Origin of the sequence: Rhizobium indicum (genome assembly GCF_005862305.2) — a bacterium.
In the GTDB taxonomy this organism is placed as follows: domain Bacteria; phylum Pseudomonadota; class Alphaproteobacteria; order Rhizobiales; family Rhizobiaceae; genus Rhizobium; species Rhizobium indicum.
On sequence record NZ_CP054023.1, the window covers coordinates 366,634 to 383,625 of the forward strand.

Sequence of the window (16,992 nt, forward strand, 5' to 3'; positions counted from 1 at the left end):
CAAGTCCAGAACCATCACGATCAACCCTCCAGAACCGGCAGAATACCATTCGAAACCGAGGCGTTCAGGGCGCCCGTTGCCACCAGTTCGGCGGCGGCGGCGAGGTCGTTTGCCATGTAGCGATCGACGTCGAGGCTCGAAACCTTGGTGCGGATCGCGGTGATCGCCTTGCTCAGTTCCGGGCTCGTCGACAGCGGTGCGCGCAGTTCGACGCCTTGGGCGGCGGTCAGCGCCTCGATGCCGATGATGCCGAACAGGTTCTCGGTCATGCCGAGGAGCCGGCGGGCGCCGTGGCAGGCCATGGAGACATGGTCTTCCTGGTTGGCCGATGTCGGCGTCGAATCGACCGAGGCCGGGTGCGACATCTGTTTGTTCTCGGACATCAGCGCCGCAGAGGTGACCTCGGCGATCATCAGGCCGGAATTCAAGCCTGGCTTCTTGGCGAGGAAGGCCGGCAGGCCGTAGGAGAGGGTCGGATCGACCAGCAGCGCGATGCGGCGTTGCGAAATCGCGCCGATCTCGCAGACGGCCAACGCGATCTGGTCAGCAGCGAAGGCGACGGGTTCGGCGTGGAAATTGCCGCCGGAAACGACGGAATTGTCCGAGAGCACCAGCGGATTGTCGGTGACCGCGTTGGCCTCGATTTCAAGGGTGCGGGCGACCGAGCGCAGCAGATCGAGACAGGCGCCGTCGACCTGCGGCTGGCAGCGGATGCAATAGGGATCCTGCACACGCTCGTCGCCCTCGATGTGGCTCTGGCGAATGATGGAGTTTTCGAGCAGCGCGCGAAGGGCTGATGCCGTGTCGATCTGGCCCTTGTGGCCACGCAATGTGTGAATATCCGGATGGAACGGCGCCGAAGAGCCCATGGCGGCGTCGGTGGACATCGCGCCGGTGATCAGGGCGGCCTGCGCGGCACGATGGGCGCGGAAGAGGCCGGCGAGCGCCAGCGCCGTCGAGGTCTGGGTGCCGTTGATCAGCGCTAGGCCCTCCTTGGCGGCGAGCACCACCGGTCTGAGGCCAGCTTTTTCGAGGGCTTTGGCGCCTGAGAGGCGTTGGCCGGCGAAGAAGGCTTCGGCCCCGCCCATCATCACCGCCGCCATATGGGCAAGGGGCGCAAGATCGCCGGAGGCGCCGACCGAGCCCTTTTCCGGGATCAGCGGAATGACGCCCTTTTCCAGCATGCCTTCGATCAGCCGCACCAGCTCCAGCCGCACGCCGGAGGCGCCGCGCCCGAGCGAGACCAGCTTCAGCGCCATGATCAGCCGCACGATATTCTCAGGCAGCGGCGCGCCGACGCCGCAGCAATGCGACAGGATGAGATTGCGCTGCAAGGTGGTCACATCGGCGCTGTCGATCTTGATCGAGGCGAGTTTGCCGAAGCCGGTATTGATGCCGTAGACCGGCGCATTGCCGGCGGCGATCTCGGCGATGCGGGCAGCGGCCTTGGCGATCCCCGCATCGAAGGTGGGATCGAGCCTTGCCGGCACACCGGTCCAGTAGATGGTTTCGAGATCCTTGAGCGAGACGGAGCCCGGGTGGAGCGTGATGGTCATCGGCCGTTCCTTTCGCCCTTGAAGACGCGTGCGTGAAGCGGGTTGAAGCCGATGCGGTAAACGAGCTCGGCGAGGTTTTCGATATTCCAGACGGCGAGATCGGCGGATTTGCCGGGTTCGAGCGTTCCCGTCTTGTCGAGCAGGCCGAGCGCGCGGGCGCCATCGCGGGTGGCGCCGGCGATGCATTCCTCGACGGTGAGGCCGAAAAGCGTCGCCGACATGTTCATGGTGAGCAACATCGAGGTGAGCGGCGAGGTGCCGGGATTGCAATCGGTGGCGATTGCGATCGGCACGCCTGCCCGCCGCAGCGCCTCTACCGGCGGCTTCTGCTTTTCATGGATGGCGTAGAAGGCGCCGGGCAGGAGCACGGCGACGGTGCCGGCTGCGGCCATCGCCGCAACGCCATCATCGTCGAGATATTCGAGGTGATCGGCTGAAAGCGCGCCATAGGATGCGGCGAGCCTGGCGCCGCCGAGATTGGAGAGCTGCTCAGCATGCAGCTTGACCGGCAGGCCGAGCGCTTTGGCCTTGTCGAAGACGCGGGCGATCTCGGCGGTCGAAAAAGCGATGCCCTCGCAGAAGCCGTCGACGGCATCGGCAAGACCGAGGCCGTGCATGTCGTCGAGACCGGGCAGGACGACATCATCGAGATAATCGCCGTTGCGACCCTTATATTCCACAGGCGTCGCATGGGCGCCGAGATAGCTGGTGGCGACGCGCACCGGTCTGATATGGCCGAGCAGGCGGGCGCTCTGCAGCATCTTCACTTCACCGGTCCGGTTCAGCCCGTAGCCGGATTTGATCTCGATCGTGGTGACGCCTTCGGCAAGCAGCGTGTCGAGCCGCGGCAGGGCCTGGGCGACAAGCTCCTCGACCGACAGCGCATTGGTCGCCTTCACCGAGGAAACGATGCCGCCGCCGGCGCGGGCGACCTCCTCATAGGTCGCGCCTGCAAGGCGCATTTCGAACTCGCGGGCGCGGTTGCCGCCGTGAACGATATGGGTGTGGCAGTCGACGAGACCGGGCGTTACCCAGCGGCCTTCGAGATCGACGATGTCGGAATGTTCGATGGCCGATGCCGGCAGCTCGCTTTCGGCGCCGGCAAAGGCGATGCGGCCGTTTTCGATCAGCACGGCGCCTTTTTCGACGATGCCGAGCCCTTCTTTAGCAGGCGCCAGCGTGGCCAGCCGCGCATTGCGCCACAGCGCCGGGCGGGTGTCGGCAGATGGGGCTTCCTCTGAAAAATTGTTCCCGGTCATCAGCTTTGCGCCTTTCCTTATGCCAAAACATGTATATACATAATCGACAGGTGACAAGAGAAATTTTGTGCGCTTTTCTGGAAAAGAAAGATCGGCGGCACGGCAAGAGGAGAGGGAAGGCCATGACCACACTTCACGCAGACACGGCGCTGACGCCGCAGGGCTGGCAGAAGGACGTGCGGCTGACGCTCGAGGCCGGGCGCATCGCGCGGGTCGAAATCGGCACTGCTCCCGAGCCCGGCGACGAACGCCACGCTCTCCTCGTTCCCGCCATGGCGAACCTGCACAGCCATGCCTTCCAGCGGGCGATGGCCGGCCTTGCCGAAGTGCGCGGCCCGGCCAATGACAGCTTCTGGAGCTGGCGCACTGTCATGTACAAGTTTGCCCTGGCGATGACGCCGGAGCATGTCGAAGCGGTCGCGGCCAAGCTTTATACAGAGATGCTGGAGGCCGGTTTTTCCCGCGTCGGCGAGTTCCACTATCTCCACCACGACAGGGATGGCGGCACTTACGCCAATATCGCCGAGCTTGCCGAACGCATCGGTGCGGCAAGCGAAGAGGCCGGTATCGGCCTGACGCTGCTGCCGGTCTTCTATGCCCATTCCGGCTTCGGCGGAGCTGCCCCGATCGACGGCCAGCGGCGTTTCATCAATTCGCTCGAAAGCTTCGAAAGGCTGATGGAGGGATGCCGAGCGGTAACCGGCCGGCTCGCCGGCGCCGAGCTTGGGCTTGCACCGCACAGCCTGCGCGCCGCAACGCCGGACGAGCTCACAAGGCTGGTGCCGATGGCGGGCGACGGCCCCATCCATATCCATGTCGCCGAGCAGGTGAAGGAGGTCGAGGACTGCATCGCCTGGTCCGGCGCGCGGCCGGTGCAATGGCTGCTCGATCATGCGCCGGTCAATGAGCGCTGGTGCCTGATCCATGCGACGCACATGACCGAGGACGAAACGCGGCGGATGGCGAAAAGCGGCGCTATCGCCGGCCTCTGCCCGATCACCGAAGCCAATCTCGGCGACGGCGCCTTTGCTGCGCCGCTCTTTCTCGAAGAGGGCGGGCGCTACGGCATCGGTTCTGATTCCAACGTGCTGATCTCCGTGCCGGAGGAATTGCGTCAGCTCGAATATTCTCAGCGCCTGGCGCTTCGCGCCCGCAACGTCGTCGCAGCACCCGGCGGTTCGACGGCGCTTTCGCTGTTCACACATGCACTTGCCGGCGGCGCCGCGCTGAAAGCGCCCGCAGGTCTCGTTGAGGGGCATCATGCCGATATCGTATCGCTCGATGCCACGGCCGTTCCTTATCTCACAGGCGACCAGATCCTCGACCATTGGCTGTTTGCCGGCGGCGTCGCCGTCGATTGCGTCTGGGCGCATGGCGGCAAGCAAGTGGAGGGCGGTCGCCATCTCAAGCGTGACGCCATCGACCGGCGATTCCTCGCTGCGATGGGGGAATTGCTTGCTGCCTGAAAAGGAGCTTTTCCTGGCGGGCTATTGGAATTACAGCGCCACGCGTCTTTTCAGGCGCGCAAAGGACGCTGTAACACTTTGAATCGACGCATCGTGTTTCCGAGAATCGATTTCGATTTTCGGGCCGATGCGCTAGAGCGGGAGATCAACCGGAGCGTGGCGATGGACCAAAGCAGGGATCCGACCTTGCATCAGCGCATCCTGAGCGACATCGAGGGCCATATCGTCTCGGGCGTATGGCCGCCGGGGTACCGCATTCCCTTCGAGGTCGATCTCGCCACGCAGTATGACTGCTCGCGCATGACGGTGAACAAGGTGCTGACCCAGCTCGCCAAGGCCGGCCTCATCGAGCGCCGCAAGAAGTCCGGCAGTTTCGTCACCCAGCCGCAGGCGCAATCGGCCATTCTCGAAATCCACGACATCAAGGCCGAGGTGCAGTCGCTGAACCTGCCCTATTCCTATGCGGTTTCGAAGAAGGTGAGCCGCAAAGCCAAGGCGGACGACAGCCGAAGGCTGGAACTGCCGGTCGCCTCCTCGGTTGTCGAAATCGTCTGCGTCCACAATGCCGGCATGCGGCCCTTCTGCCTGGAGGAGCGGCTGATCAGTCTTGCGACCGTACCGGAAGCCGCCGATGCCGATTTCCTGACGATGGCGCCGGGTCCGTGGCTGCTCAACCAGGTGCCGTGGAGCACGGCCGAACACCGGATCCATGCCGTCTCAGCTAGTGCCGAGCTGGCCGCGGCTCTCGATATACCACGCAATACCGCCTGCCTCGTGGTCGAACGCCGCACCTGGAGCAATGCCGGCCCAGTGACGCATGTGCGCTTCACCTATCCGGGCGATCGTCACGCGCTGGTGGCGCGTTTCACGCCGGCATCCTAATAAGTGCCCATGTTCCATATACAACATGGGCAGTGTTTTCATTCCTCGAACATCTTGCCGCTGCGCGCTTCGAGCCGGTAGCGGTGGCCGGGATAGACGAGGCGGGCGGTTGAGACCACCTGCTTTGCCGACCATGTGCGCCGGCGGATCGTCAGGCACGGCTCGGTCTTCATGATGGTCAGCAGCTTGCATTCCCAGGCCTGCGGCATTGCCGCCTCGACGACGTGCTCGGAGCCGCTGAGCGGGGCTGCGGCCGTCAGATAGGCGTTCGGTGTCAGCGTCGAAAAATCCTGAGCGAGATATTCTGGGGCGGCTTCCGGATGGACGAAGCGGTCCTCGATCTGCACCGGAACGCCGTTTTCGCTGTGGACGATCAGCGAGTGGAAAACCGCAGCGCCGATCGGCAATTCGAGCGCGTCGGCAACCTCGGGAGAGGCGGTTTCCTGGGCGAGAACGACGACGGCGGCCTCATGGACATGGCCGCGTTCGGCGATTTCCTCGGCGATGTTGCGCACTTCGAACAGCGCCGAATAGCCCTTGCGCTCGGCAACGAAGGAGCCGACGCCCTGGATGCGGATGAGTTCGCCCTCATTGGCAAGTTCGCGCAGTGCTCGGTTGGCGGTCATCTTGCTGACGCCGAGTTCGACGACCAGCTCGTTTTCCGAGGGCACGCGATATTTCGGCGGCCACTCGCCGCTCTGGATACGGTCGAGGATCACCTGCTTGACGCCGGCATAGAGCGGGGTGCTGTCATTTTCTGCCAGTTCGCGCTTCATCTCGCCGGGACGTTTCATTGCCTATTCCTTTTGCACGAATGGAATTCGCCACATAATTCGACTTTCCCTCTTGCATATCACAAAATATCTCATATGGTACCATATACAACCTCCCAATCGGTCCTTTGAGAAAAATAGGACAAGAAAGGGCAAGCCGGCGAAGATCGGCCGTGGTGCCGCAAGGTCTGTTTCAACTCCAGAGGAGAATTCACAAATGAAATTCAGCGCAATCCTGCTTTGCGGTGTGGCGGCTTTTTCCGCCTTCGCCGCGCCTGCCTTTTCCAAGGACTGGACGAAGGCGACTATTACGCTCGAAGGCGCCTATGCGCCCTGGAACCTCACCAATGCCGACGGCACGCTCGGCGGCTTCGAGCCGGAACTCGCCAAGGTGCTGTGCGAGCGCGCCAAGATCGAGTGCACGCTGGTTGCCTCCGATTGGGACGGCATGATCCCGGCGCTCAACGCCGGCAAGTTCGACGTTATCATGGATGCGCTATCGATTACCGAAGAGCGCAAGAAGATCATCGACTTCACCATTCCCTATGCCGCCACGCCCGCCGCCTTCGCCGCCGCTAAGGACAGCCCGCTGGCGAACGCCGCCGGCACCGGCGCCACGATCAAGATGACGCCCGGCCAGACCGGCGTGAAGGAGATCGACGCGCTGAAGGAAGTCTTCAAGGGCAAGACGATCGGCATCCAGGCGGCCACCGTCTACGCCAAGTTCGTCTATGACAATTTCGGCGACATCGCCGAGATCCGCGAATACAAGACCGGCGCCGATCGCGACCTCGACCTGCAGAACGGCCGTATCGACCTCGGCTTCGATGACGCCGTCTATTTCGCCAACGCGTTCAAGGCCGCCAACGACACGCTCGCCTTCACCGGCCCGGAGATCGCCGGCTCGATCTGGGGCGAGGGTGAAGGTCTCGGCCTGCGCAAGGCCGATACCGACCTGCGCGACAAGTTCAACGAGGCGATCAAGTCGACGCTTGCCGACGGCACGGTCAAGACCCTGTCGATGAAGTGGTTCAAGATGGACGTCAGCCCGCAGCAGTAAGCGTTTCGGCCTTTCGGGCCGCAGACACGGGTCTCCGGCTTTATCGCCGGGGACTGCATGCTCGAACAGGATGATTTTAGGCCGGGCCGGCCTAAAATCTGAATCCTGTTCTAAATAAAAGAGTTAGAGCATGATGTCGTCCGAAAACCGCTCACACTTTTCGGCATCATGCTCTGGTGTCAATCCACAAAACACTGCCGCGGACGGGGAACGGACGATATGGCAAGTTTGGAACTGCTTGGCTTCGGCTCGACGGGATGGGGCGCGCTGCTCATTGCCGCCACCTTGATGACGCTGGCCGTCACGGCAACGGCGCTGGCGATCGGCGCGGTGCTCGGCGCGATCGTCGCGGCGGCGAAACTCTCCGGCAATCTTATCCTCGTCACGCTTGGCAACGTCTATACGACGGTGTTTCGTGGCGTGCCCGAACTGTTGATCATCTATCTCATCTATTTCGGCGGCTCCTCGGCCGTCACCGCGATCGGCAAGGCAATGGGTTACGAGGGTTTCCTCGGCTTGCCCTCCTTTATCGCAGGCGCGCTTGCCGTCGGCATCATCTCCGGCTCCTACCAGGCGGAGGTGTTCCGTGGCGCCTTCCTTGCCATCTCCAAGGGCGAGCTCGAAGCCGCCTCGGCGATCGGCATGCATCGTGGCATGCGTCTTCGCCGCATCATCATGCCGCAGGTGTTTCGCCTCGCCATTCCCGGCCTCGGTAACGTGTGGCAGCTCAGTCTCAAGGATTCGGCGCTGATCTCCGTCACCGGGCTTGCCGAGCTGATGCGCACCAGCCAGGTTGCGGCAGGCTCGACCCGGCAATATTTCCTGTTCTTCATCGCCGGCGGTTGCCTCTATCTGCTCCTGACCAGCCTTTCGGACCGCATCTTCAACGGGGCGGAGCGCCGCGCCAACCGCAGCATGCCGGCATCCGCCATGGGCCAGGCGTAAGGAGGCGACAATGGATTTCATCTTCATCGCCTCGACCTTGGTCACCCTGCTCAAGGCCGTACCGACGACGCTCATCCTGTTTTCGCTGTCGATCCTCACCGGTGGCCTGCTGGCGCTCGTCATCGTCTGGATGCGGACCAGCGGCAACCCGGTGCTTTCAAGCTTCGCCAAAGGCTATATCTTCATCTTCCGCGGCTCACCGCTGCTGATCCAGATGTTTCTGGTCTTCTACGGCCTCGGCCAGTTCGGCTTCATCCGCTATTCCTTCCTCTGGCCATTCCTGCGTGAGCCGATGGTCTGCGCCGTGCTGTCACTGGCGCTCTGCACGGCCGGCTACACGGCGGAGATCTTTCGCGGCGGCATTCGCGCCGTCTCGCCGAAGGAGATCGAAGCGGCGCGCTCGATCGGCATGTCCGGCTTCCTGCTGGTCCGTCGCATCCTGGCGCCGATCGCCTTCCGCCATGCGCTACCGGCCTATTCCACCGAGATCGTGCTGATGATGAAGTCGACGGCGCTCGCAAGCCTCGTCACCGTCTGGGAAGTGACCGGCGTCGCCCAGCGGTTGATCTCGCAGACCTACCGCACGATGGAAGTCTTTCTCTGCGCGGCGATCATCTATCTCGTCCTCAACTTCATCATCCTGCAGGGCATGGCCCTGCTCGAATATTCGCTGTCCCGACACCGCCGCGCGGCCCCGCAGGCGCTGAAGGCGTAGCAGTTCTTGACCCGATTGGAGCACCCATGCCAGGCGTAACCCGACTATCGGTCCGCAATATCCGCAAGAGCTTCGGTACGCACGAGGTCTTGCGCGGCATTTCCCTCGATGCGGAAGACGGTGATGTGATTTCGCTGCTCGGCGCCTCCGGCTCCGGCAAGTCGACCTTTCTGCGCTGTATCAACATGCTCGAAACCGCCAGCGACGGCGAGATCTGGGTCGACGGCGAGGAGGTCCGCATGGTGCACAAGGGCGGGCGGAGCAAGCCGGCCAGCCAGAAGCAGGTGGACCATATCCGCTCCGAGCTCGGCATGGTGTTCCAGTCCTTCAATCTCTGGTCCCACATGACGATCCTGCAGAACGTCATCGAGGGCCCGATCCATGTGCTGAAGCGGCCGCGCGCCGACTGCATCGCCGAGGCCGAAGCGCTGCTTGAAAAGGTCGGCATCGCCGATAAACGCCACGCCTATCCCGCCCATCTCTCCGGCGGCCAGCAGCAGCGCGCGGCAATCGCCCGGGCGCTGGCGATGAAGCCGAAGGTGATGCTGTTCGACGAGCCGACCTCGGCGCTCGATCCGGAGCTTGTCGGCGAGGTGCTGCGCGTCATGCGCGCGCTTGCCGAGGAAGGCATGACCATGCTCGTCGTCACCCATGAGATGAGCTTTGCCCGCAACGTCTCGAACCGCGTCGTCTTCATGCGCGAGGGCCTGATCGAAAGCAGCGGCAAGCCGGACGAGATGTTCACCGGCGGCGCGACCCCCGCCTTCCGCCAGTTCATCGGCCATTTCGGAAGCGGTCAATGACGATCACGATCGATAAAGTGCTGACCTGGCGCGACGTCGCGCGCGTCGGGGCAGGGGAAGCGCTCGCGCTGTCGCCGGTCGCCTGGGTACGTGTCGAGCAGGCAAGCCGCATCGTCGCCAGCATCGTCGAGACGGGGGTACGCGCCTATGGCGTCAATACCGGCGTCGGGGCGCTGGCCGATACGGTGGTCGATCGCGCCTCGCAGAGCCTGTTGTCGCGCAGCATCGTGCTCAGCCATGCCTGCTGCGTCGGACCATTGCTGGCCGCCCGCGAGGTGCGCGCCATCATCGCCGCCGGGATTGCCAATTTCGCCCATGGCCATTCCGGCGTGCGGCGCGAGATCGTCGAGCATCTTGCGGCCATACTGAAACATGATTGCATTCCCGACGTGCCGTCCAAGGGCTCTGCCGGTTATCTCGTCCACAATGCCCATATTGCGCTTGTTCTGATCGGCGAAGGCAGCGCTCACCTGGACGGTCGGCGCATGAGCGGTCGCGAGGCGCTTGCCGCGATAGGGCTCGAACCGCTGGTGCTCGGCGCCAAGGAGGGCTTGAGCTTGGTCAACGGCACGGCCTGCGCCACGGGCCTGACCAGTGTCGCGCTTTCGCGCGCCGAGCGGCTGCTCGATTGGGCCGATGCGATCGCAGCACTGACGCTGGAAGCGGCGGGCTGCCAGATCGCCGCCTTCGACGCGACCGTGCTGGCGCTGCGCCCATCGGCGGGAATCGAGAAAGTGGGCGCGACGCTGCGTGCGCGGCTTCAGGGCAGCGGCCTTGTCGCCGCCGCCTTCGGCCGGCGCACGCAGGATGCGCTCAGCCTTCGTTCGGTGCCGCATGCGCATGGCGCCGCCCGCGATGTCTTCGACAATTCCGCCCGCGTCGTCAATCAGGAGCTTGCTTCGGTGACGGACAATCCGGCTGTCTCAGGCACGCCGGAACAACCGATCGTCTCCTCCGAGGCCCATGCGGTTGCCCCGGCGCTCGGGCAGGCGGCAGATAGCCTGGCGATTGCGCTCGCGCAGATCGGCGCGATCAGCGAACGGCGCATGGACCGGCTGGTCAATCCGCTGGTGAGCGGCCTGCCGCCCTTCCTCGCCAGCGATGCCGGCAGCCATTCCGGGTTCATGATCGCCCAATATACCGCTGCCGCACTCAGCAACGAGAACCGCCGCCTTGCCGCACCCGCGGCCATGGACGGCGGGCTGACCTCGGGCCTGCAGGAGGATTTTCTCGCGCACCCGACGGCCGCGGCCGGCAAGCTGCTCACCGTCATCGACAACGCCGAATATATCCTGGCGATCGAATTGATGGCGGCGGCACAGGCGCATGATTTCCTGGCGGCGACGGCGGCGCGGGCGGCAGGCACGGACCTTGTCTATAAAGCCGTGCGGAAACATGTTTCCCATTACGGCGACGAGCGGCCGCTCAACGGCGATATCGAGGCTGTCCGCAGCCTGATCCGCGAGACTGCGCCGCCGCTATAATCGGCCTCAGAACGGCTGGGTCTCGGAATTCTGCTTTGGTTTTTCGCCGGCCTCGAGACGTTTGAGGCACTGGACGAAGGTCGGGTAGAGCTGCTCCACCCGCGAGAGCGGCAGCGTCCAGTCGCCTTCGTCACCGGCAAAGGTGATCTGCACGTCAGGCATTCCGGCAAAGGAATTCTTGATGATCTTCTTCAGTCCGGCGCTCCCCTTGCTGGCCGGACCCCAGAGGCGAAGCGTGTTCTTGTCGAAGAAATCGGCCGCGATGACCTTCGTCGCCGCACGGTCGGTCAGCGTCACCTCGGTCTTGGTGCCGGCCGGAATGTCCCATGTGGTCTTTGCGACCAGCCAGAACGTCTCGGTCGCGCTCTGGCGGAATTCCATGGTCTTGCCGATCTCGCTGTCCCACCGCAGGCGGCAATAGGGATGCGGGCTCTCGTTGGCAAAGCCGACCGACCATTGTCTCGCGCCGCCTATCCATTCGGTCTCGCCGAAGGCTGAGACCGGCTGCATGAGGGCCGCCATCAGAATCATCACTGTCGGAATTTTCATCGCCGAAACCATCTCCACCGCAATCGTCTCCAGCGATAGCAAAAGAAGGTTGAGCTTTTGCTACTAAGCGTGTCCGGATCAGGCGACGGTCGTCCTCGGGAATGTCCTTGAATGCCGCAAGGTCTTGAAACCTCGCTTCGCATTGCCAATCTGGCGGAGACCGACATGAATAAAGGGAGCTCGACGGCAGGCATGACTGAGGTTCAACGACGAGGTTTTCTGACAAGGCTTACCGCCTATGAACCGCTGACGCTGATTACGCTCGCATCGATCGCCGGCGGGCTGTTCGTGCTCCAGCGGCTGACCAGCGAAGTCCTGGAAGGCGAGACCTTTCGCTTCGACGAGGTGATCCTGCTGGCGTTGAGACGCGCGGATGATCTTGCCGTGCCGATCGGCCCCGACTGGCTGACGCATGCCGTCGACGATATCACCGCCCTCGGCGGCGTCACCGTTCTCTCGCTGCTGACGGTTCTCATCACCGCCCATCTTCTGCTCGACCGGCGCTGGCCGATCGCGATCTTCGTCTTTTCCTCGGTGCTGACCGGCTGGCTGGCGAGCGCGACGCTGAAGATTCTCGTCGCCCGGCCGCGTCCCGACATCGTGCCGCATCTGGTCGAAGTGAGCGATCTCAGCTTTCCAAGCGGACATGCGATGGTCTCGGCGGTGACCTACCTGACGCTAGGGGCGCTCGTGGCGCGAACGCAGCGTTATCCCTCGACGCGGATCTTCGTCATGGGTGCCAGCGTCTTCCTTGCCGTCGTCGTCGGTTTGAGCCGGATCTATCTCGGCGTTCATTACCCCACGGACGTCTTCGCCGGATGGTGCGCCGGCGCGCTCTGGGCGCTCGGCTGCTGGCTGATCTCGAAGCGGTTCATTCCGAGCCGCGCGCCAGATGAGGCCGTCGAGGCGGGAAACGGCGACAGCAGATAGCAGCGCGGAGCCTATTGCGGCACCTGGAACAGGTGGCGGATACGCGTCACCAGCGAGCTCACCGAGCGGCCGTGCAACGTGGCGCCTTCGGCCGCGAAGGAATGCTGGCCGGTCTCGATACGGTGTAAGAGGGTGGCGGCAAGCTCTTCGGCGATGCCGGGCCGGTCGTGCAGCAGCGGCGTCAGGCTTGTCTGGGCGATCTCGTAGACGACGACGAAGGTCAGGGCCCGCAGGCTGGCGGCCTCGCCGACGCCGATCAGCAGCCCGCTTTCGCCGAAATAATCGCCCGGCGCCAGCCGGCCGAGTTCGATTTCCTTATGGCCTTCCTGACGCGTGGCGACCAGGGCGCCGGTGCGCACGATCATCAGCGACGCAACCGTATCGCCCTGGTCGATGAGAACGGAATCCTTCTTGTAGGTCCGCCGCGTCATCGAGGATGCGAGCGTTTCCTTTTCGTCCTCGGTCAGCGAGGAAAACAGCGGGACGGCGTCGAGCAGCCTGAGCGGCGTCGGCCGGTGCGGCTTTGCCATCCCCTCCGGCTGCAACTGCTCGGGCGGTGGGCCGGCGGCGTCGAGCGGCCGTGCCAAGGTGAGGCCGGCGGCCTTGATATGGCGGTAGATGAGATCGAAAATCTCGTTCTTCGCCGGCCCCGTCTGGCCGATATCCCTGACGCGGAAGGAGAGCTCCAGCTCCACTGCATCTGATGTCAGCGATTTGATCTGCACGCCGGGTTTCGGCTCAGTCAGGATCGAGCCGCTGCTCAAAAGCACGGCGCGCATGACCTCGATGATCGCCGACGGCCCGATCGTCGGCACGACCCGGACCGTTAGTGAGGCGCCGTGACTGCGGTCGGGGCTGCTGAGATTGGTCAGCCCGACCTTGGCCAGAAAGCTGTTGGGCAGGACGACGAGGTCGTTCGAGCCGTTCAGCAGATGGGTGGAGCGCCAATTGGTTTCGACGACACGGCCTTCGACGCCGTCATTCAGCACGATCCAGTCGCCGATCGTATAGGGACGGCCGAGGTTGAGCGCGATGCCGGAAAAGACGTCGCTCAGAGTGCTCTGCATAGCAAGGCCGAGGATGATGGCAAAGACGCCTGATGTGGCGATCAGCGTGCCGACGGGAAAGCTGAAGACATAGGCGACCACCGAGAGGATCGCGCCGAGATAGATCAGGCCGATGACCAGATCCTGAACGAGACGACCTTCGCGCGGTTGGCGCTCGAAGATCAGGAAGACGCGGACGAAGGCGATCAGCGCCCAGGCGGCATTGATCCACCAGACCACCTTGGCAAGGGCGATGAAGACGCGTTCGAAGGTCGAAGCCGTCGTCGGCCCGACTTCGTAGGGCACGATGTCGTGATAAAGCAGCAGGACGGTGAGCGCCGCGAAGAAAAACACCTGGCCGGCGAGCTTCCAGCTCGGGAAGGGCCGAAGCGCTATGCGCGTGATGATCGCACCGACCACGGCCAACGTCCCGGCCTGGACGACAGGATCGGCAAGCACTCCGGACCATGTGGGATTATCAAGCATTGACTGTCCACTCGCCAGAGCATGATGCTGAAAAGTGTGAGCGGTTTTCGGACGACATCATGCCTCACTCTTGAATTCTAATGATGGCTTCGCCGCATCCTGACTTCCAATCCGACTGCGAGGCAACCGTAAAATAGCGCCAGCACCCAGAGCGTCGGAAGCGGACAGTTGACGGATCTGGGTCACCAGCGACCATCCGAGCCGCCGTTCAGCGTGGCGCTGACGATCAACCTCATGTCTGTGGTGTCCCATCCTTGCGGCGTCACAAGTGCTGGAGCGCTTACAGCGCCGCGCGTCTTTTAAGACACGCGGCGCTGTAACACTTTCAATCCTCGCACGTGCTTTCCGAAAATCGATTCCGATTTGCGGGGCCGATGCGCTTAGGTGCGCGGCTTCAGATTTTCTGGGTCATAGATCGGCTTGTACCCGACGCCGACAACCTCCACCGGATAAGTCTCGGCAAAATACTCGACATTCAGCCTGCGTCCGACCTGGCAATGCGACCAGGGTAGATAGGCCAAAGCAATGTTCTTTCCGACCGTCGGGCCGTAGGCGACCGAGGTCGTGTACGACCGACGGCCAAGCTCGTCGACCAGAACCTCTCCCGTGGCGGGATCGACAACCGGCATGCTGCCGACGGGATAACGCTTCACGCCTGACTTGTCGGTATTCTCGGTCATAACAAGGGTGCAGAGCATGGCCGGCTGGTGCTCGCGCGCCTTGTATTCCAGATGTTTTGCCTTGCCGCGGAAATCGGCTTCCTTGACCTTCGGACGGGCGAGATCGGCTTCGATCAGGTTGTACTGGGTCAAGAGGTCGGCGTTCTGCAGGCGCAGGCTCTTTTCCATGCGGCGCGAGTTTGCATAGGTTTCGACGCCGAAGGCCATCACACCGGTCGAGCGCAGCGCATCCCAGACGGCGAGGCCGTCTTCGTACTTCATGTGCAGTTCCCAGCCCTGCTCGCCGACATAGGAGATGCGGAAGGCGGTGATTGGCTTACCGGCGATTTCGATCGGCTTGATCGCCGCAAAGGCGAAGTTTTCCTGATCGAGCCCGGCCGGATCGGCCACGGCCTTCTTCAGCGTGTCGCGCGCGTTCGGCCCCCAGATGCCGATCGTCACGAATTTTTCCGAGACGTCGGTGATGATCACGTCAAGGCCGCGGTCTTCGGCGACGCGCTTCATATAGTGCAGGTCGCGCGGGCCGGCATCGGCGCCGTTGACGAGACGGCACCGGTCGGCCATGCGGAAGACGGTGAAGTCAGCGCGCACCATGCCTTCGTCGTCGAGGAAGTGGGTGTAAACGCCCTTGCCGATGTTCGCATCGCCACCGACCTTGGCGGCGCACAGCCATTCCATCAGTTCGACATGGTCAGGTCCCTCGATATCGACCATGTGGAAGTGGCTGAGGTTGACGATGCCGCAATCCTCGCTCATCGCCAGATGCTCGGCATTCGAAACGCGCCAGAAATGGCGGCTGTCCCATTCATTCTCGCGGACCGGGACGCGGTCGGCGTATTTCTCCAGAAGGTGCTCGTTGGCGGCGTAGCCATGCGCACGCTCCCAGCCGCCAAGTTCCATGAAGTAGCCGCCAAGCTCCTTTTCGCGCTCGTAGAAGGGCGAGCGCTTGGCGTTGCGGCCGGATGCATAGGGTTCGCGGGTGTGAACAGCCGGGAAATAGATCTTCTGGGCGGCTTCGTAGCAGCGGCCCTCGATGAACTCTTCCGTCAGTTGATGCGGATAGAAGCGAGCGTAGTCGATGCTGTTGTGATCGATTTCAGTGCGGCCATCGGTCATCCAGTCGGCGATCAGCTTGCCATAGCCCGGGCCGTCCTTGACCCAGATGGCAACGCAATACCAGAGACCGCGCACCTTCTGGCTCTCGCCGCAGGATGCGCCGCCGCCGGCCGAAACCTGCAGCAGGCCGTTGAAGGAGTGACCCTCGTTATAGCCGAGTTCGCCGAGGATCGGCGTCAGTTCCATGGCGCGCTCGAGCGGCTCGATGATCTGTTCCATCTCGAGGTCACGCTGCGAGGGCGAAAGGCGCGCTTCGTGTTTTTCGAGAATATCGCGCGGATGGCACATGCGCGGATTGGTGGCTTCGTAATAGCCCCACTCGATCTGGCCGCCCTCCGTCGTTGCCGGGTCGCCGGTATCGCGCATATAGGCGGAGTTGCCCTGGTCGCGCAGCAGCGGGAAGCCGATTTCCTTGCCGGTGCCTTCGAATTCATTGTACGGGCCGAAGAAGGTGAGCGGGTGATCGACCGGCATGACCGGCAGGTCTTCGCCGACCATCTCCGCGATCAGGCGCCCCCAGAGGCCGGCACAGACGATGACGTGGTCGGCCATAACAGTGCCGCGATGGGTGACGACGCCCTTGATGCGGCCGCCTTCGACGATCAGCGACTTCGCCGGCGTATTGCCGAACACCTTAAGCTTGCCGGCCTTTTCGGCGGCATCGACCAGCTTGCCGGCAACGGTCTGCGAGCGCGGAATGACGAGGCCGGCATCCGGATCGTAAAGGCCGCCCATCACCTGATCTTCCTCGATCAGCGGGAACTTCTCCTTGATCTCGGAAGGGCTGACATAATGAGCGCGGGTGCCGAAAGCGCGTGCCGAGGAAAGCTTGCGCTTGATTTCCTCCATCCAGGTATCGTCGCCGGTGCGCGCCACTTCGAGGCCGCCAATGCGGGCGTAATGGCCCATCTTCTCGTAGAAATCGATCGAATATTGCGTGGTCCAGACCGACAGATAGTCGTGGCTCGTGGTGTAACAGAAGTCCGAGGCATGGGCTGTCGAGCCGATATCTGTCGGGATGCCCGACTTATCGATGCCGACGATATCGTCCCATCCCCGCTCGACGAGATGATGCGCGATGGAGGCGCCGACGATACCGCCGAGCCCGATGATGACGACCTTTGCCTTTTCCGGAAATGCTGCCACGTGCTGTTCCTTCTATTTATCGCACGAATTAAAATGACCTAACCGCGCTTGACGTACGCTTCGCGCGTGAGATGCAGGAGCCATGTCAGCGTCCTA

Annotated in this window: 14 protein-coding genes; 8 read left to right on the forward strand and 6 right to left on the reverse strand. The window is 63.1% G+C overall.

Annotated features, from left to right (window positions below):
* Positions 1-20: 20 nt before the first annotated feature.
* A complete protein-coding gene (gene hutH / locus FFM53_RS31425) occupies positions 21-1,556 on the reverse strand; it encodes a histidine ammonia-lyase (RefSeq protein ID WP_138389758.1) in 1,536 nt (511 codons plus the stop codon).
* Positions 1,553-2,815, reverse strand: a complete 1,263-nt coding sequence (hutI, locus tag FFM53_RS31430) for an imidazolonepropionase (RefSeq protein WP_138389757.1) — start codon at positions 2,813-2,815, stop codon at positions 1,553-1,555. Before hutI ends, hutH begins: the two co-directional genes overlap by 4 nt.
* A gap of 122 nt (positions 2,816-2,937) precedes the next feature.
* Between hutI and FFM53_RS31435 the strand changes: the two genes are divergently transcribed.
* Entirely contained in the window at positions 2,938-4,281 is a 1,344-nt protein-coding gene (locus tag FFM53_RS31435) for a formimidoylglutamate deiminase (RefSeq protein ID WP_138389756.1), read from the forward strand.
* A 162-nt stretch (positions 4,282-4,443) separates the two neighbouring features.
* The gene (gene hutC / locus FFM53_RS31440) at positions 4,444-5,163 is read left to right on the forward strand and encodes a histidine utilization transcriptional repressor HutC (protein WP_138389755.1); all 720 of its coding nucleotides are present in this window, start codon (positions 4,444-4,446) and stop codon (positions 5,161-5,163) included.
* Between the two features lie 38 nt (positions 5,164-5,201).
* Here the strand turns inward: hutC (FFM53_RS31440) and hutC (FFM53_RS31445) are convergent, their stop codons facing one another.
* Complete coding sequence (gene hutC / locus FFM53_RS31445; RefSeq protein WP_011654961.1) at positions 5,202-5,957, reverse strand: histidine utilization transcriptional repressor HutC; 756 nt, start codon at positions 5,955-5,957, stop codon at positions 5,202-5,204.
* Positions 5,958-6,153: 196 nt separating this feature from the next.
* On the opposite strand from hutC (FFM53_RS31445), the gene FFM53_RS31450 reads away from it, so the two are divergent.
* The 5 genes from FFM53_RS31450 to FFM53_RS31470 all read left to right on the forward strand — a co-directional run bounded on the left by FFM53_RS31450 (position 6,154) and on the right by FFM53_RS31470 (position 10,943).
* Positions 6,154-6,996, forward strand: coding sequence for a transporter substrate-binding domain-containing protein (locus tag FFM53_RS31450; protein WP_003548669.1), 843 nt, complete (start codon positions 6,154-6,156; stop codon positions 6,994-6,996).
* 219 nt (positions 6,997-7,215) lie between these two features.
* Positions 7,216-7,941, forward strand: a complete 726-nt coding sequence (locus FFM53_RS31455; protein ID WP_138389754.1) for an ABC transporter permease — start codon at positions 7,216-7,218, stop codon at positions 7,939-7,941.
* Between the two features lie 10 nt (positions 7,942-7,951).
* The gene (locus tag FFM53_RS31460) at positions 7,952-8,656 is read left to right on the forward strand and encodes an ABC transporter permease (protein ID WP_138389753.1); all 705 of its coding nucleotides are present in this window, start codon (positions 7,952-7,954) and stop codon (positions 8,654-8,656) included.
* Positions 8,657-8,682: 26 nt separating this feature from the next.
* Entirely contained in the window at positions 8,683-9,459 is a 777-nt protein-coding gene (locus FFM53_RS31465; RefSeq protein WP_003548676.1) for an ABC transporter ATP-binding protein, read from the forward strand.
* Positions 9,456-10,943 carry an HAL/PAL/TAL family ammonia-lyase gene (locus FFM53_RS31470; protein ID WP_138389752.1) on the forward strand — a complete coding sequence of 496 codons (1,488 nt, stop codon included), beginning with the start codon at positions 9,456-9,458 and terminating at the stop codon, positions 10,941-10,943. Before FFM53_RS31465 ends, FFM53_RS31470 begins: the two co-directional genes overlap by 4 nt.
* Positions 10,944-10,949: 6 nt before the next feature.
* Here FFM53_RS31470 and FFM53_RS31475 read toward each other — a convergent pair whose 3' ends face one another.
* Positions 10,950-11,492 (reverse strand): hypothetical protein, encoded by a 543-nt coding sequence (locus FFM53_RS31475; RefSeq protein WP_138389751.1) that lies wholly within the window; start codon positions 11,490-11,492, stop codon positions 10,950-10,952.
* Positions 11,493-11,684: 192 nt separating this feature from the next.
* Here FFM53_RS31475 and FFM53_RS31480 point away from each other — a divergent pair, with 192 nt between their 5' ends.
* Positions 11,685-12,422 carry a phosphatase PAP2 family protein gene (locus tag FFM53_RS31480; RefSeq protein WP_138389881.1) on the forward strand — a complete coding sequence of 246 codons (738 nt, stop codon included), beginning with the start codon at positions 11,685-11,687 and terminating at the stop codon, positions 12,420-12,422.
* Between the two features lie 11 nt (positions 12,423-12,433).
* Here the strand turns inward: FFM53_RS31480 and FFM53_RS31485 are convergent, their stop codons facing one another.
* Both FFM53_RS31485 and FFM53_RS31490 read right to left on the reverse strand, forming a co-directional pair.
* A complete protein-coding gene (locus FFM53_RS31485; RefSeq protein ID WP_138389750.1) occupies positions 12,434-13,954 on the reverse strand; it encodes a mechanosensitive ion channel family protein in 1,521 nt (506 codons plus the stop codon).
* A gap of 380 nt (positions 13,955-14,334) precedes the next feature.
* Complete coding sequence (locus tag FFM53_RS31490; RefSeq protein ID WP_138389749.1) at positions 14,335-16,896, reverse strand: GcvT family protein; 2,562 nt, start codon at positions 16,894-16,896, stop codon at positions 14,335-14,337.
* Positions 16,897-16,992: the final 96 nt, after the last annotated feature.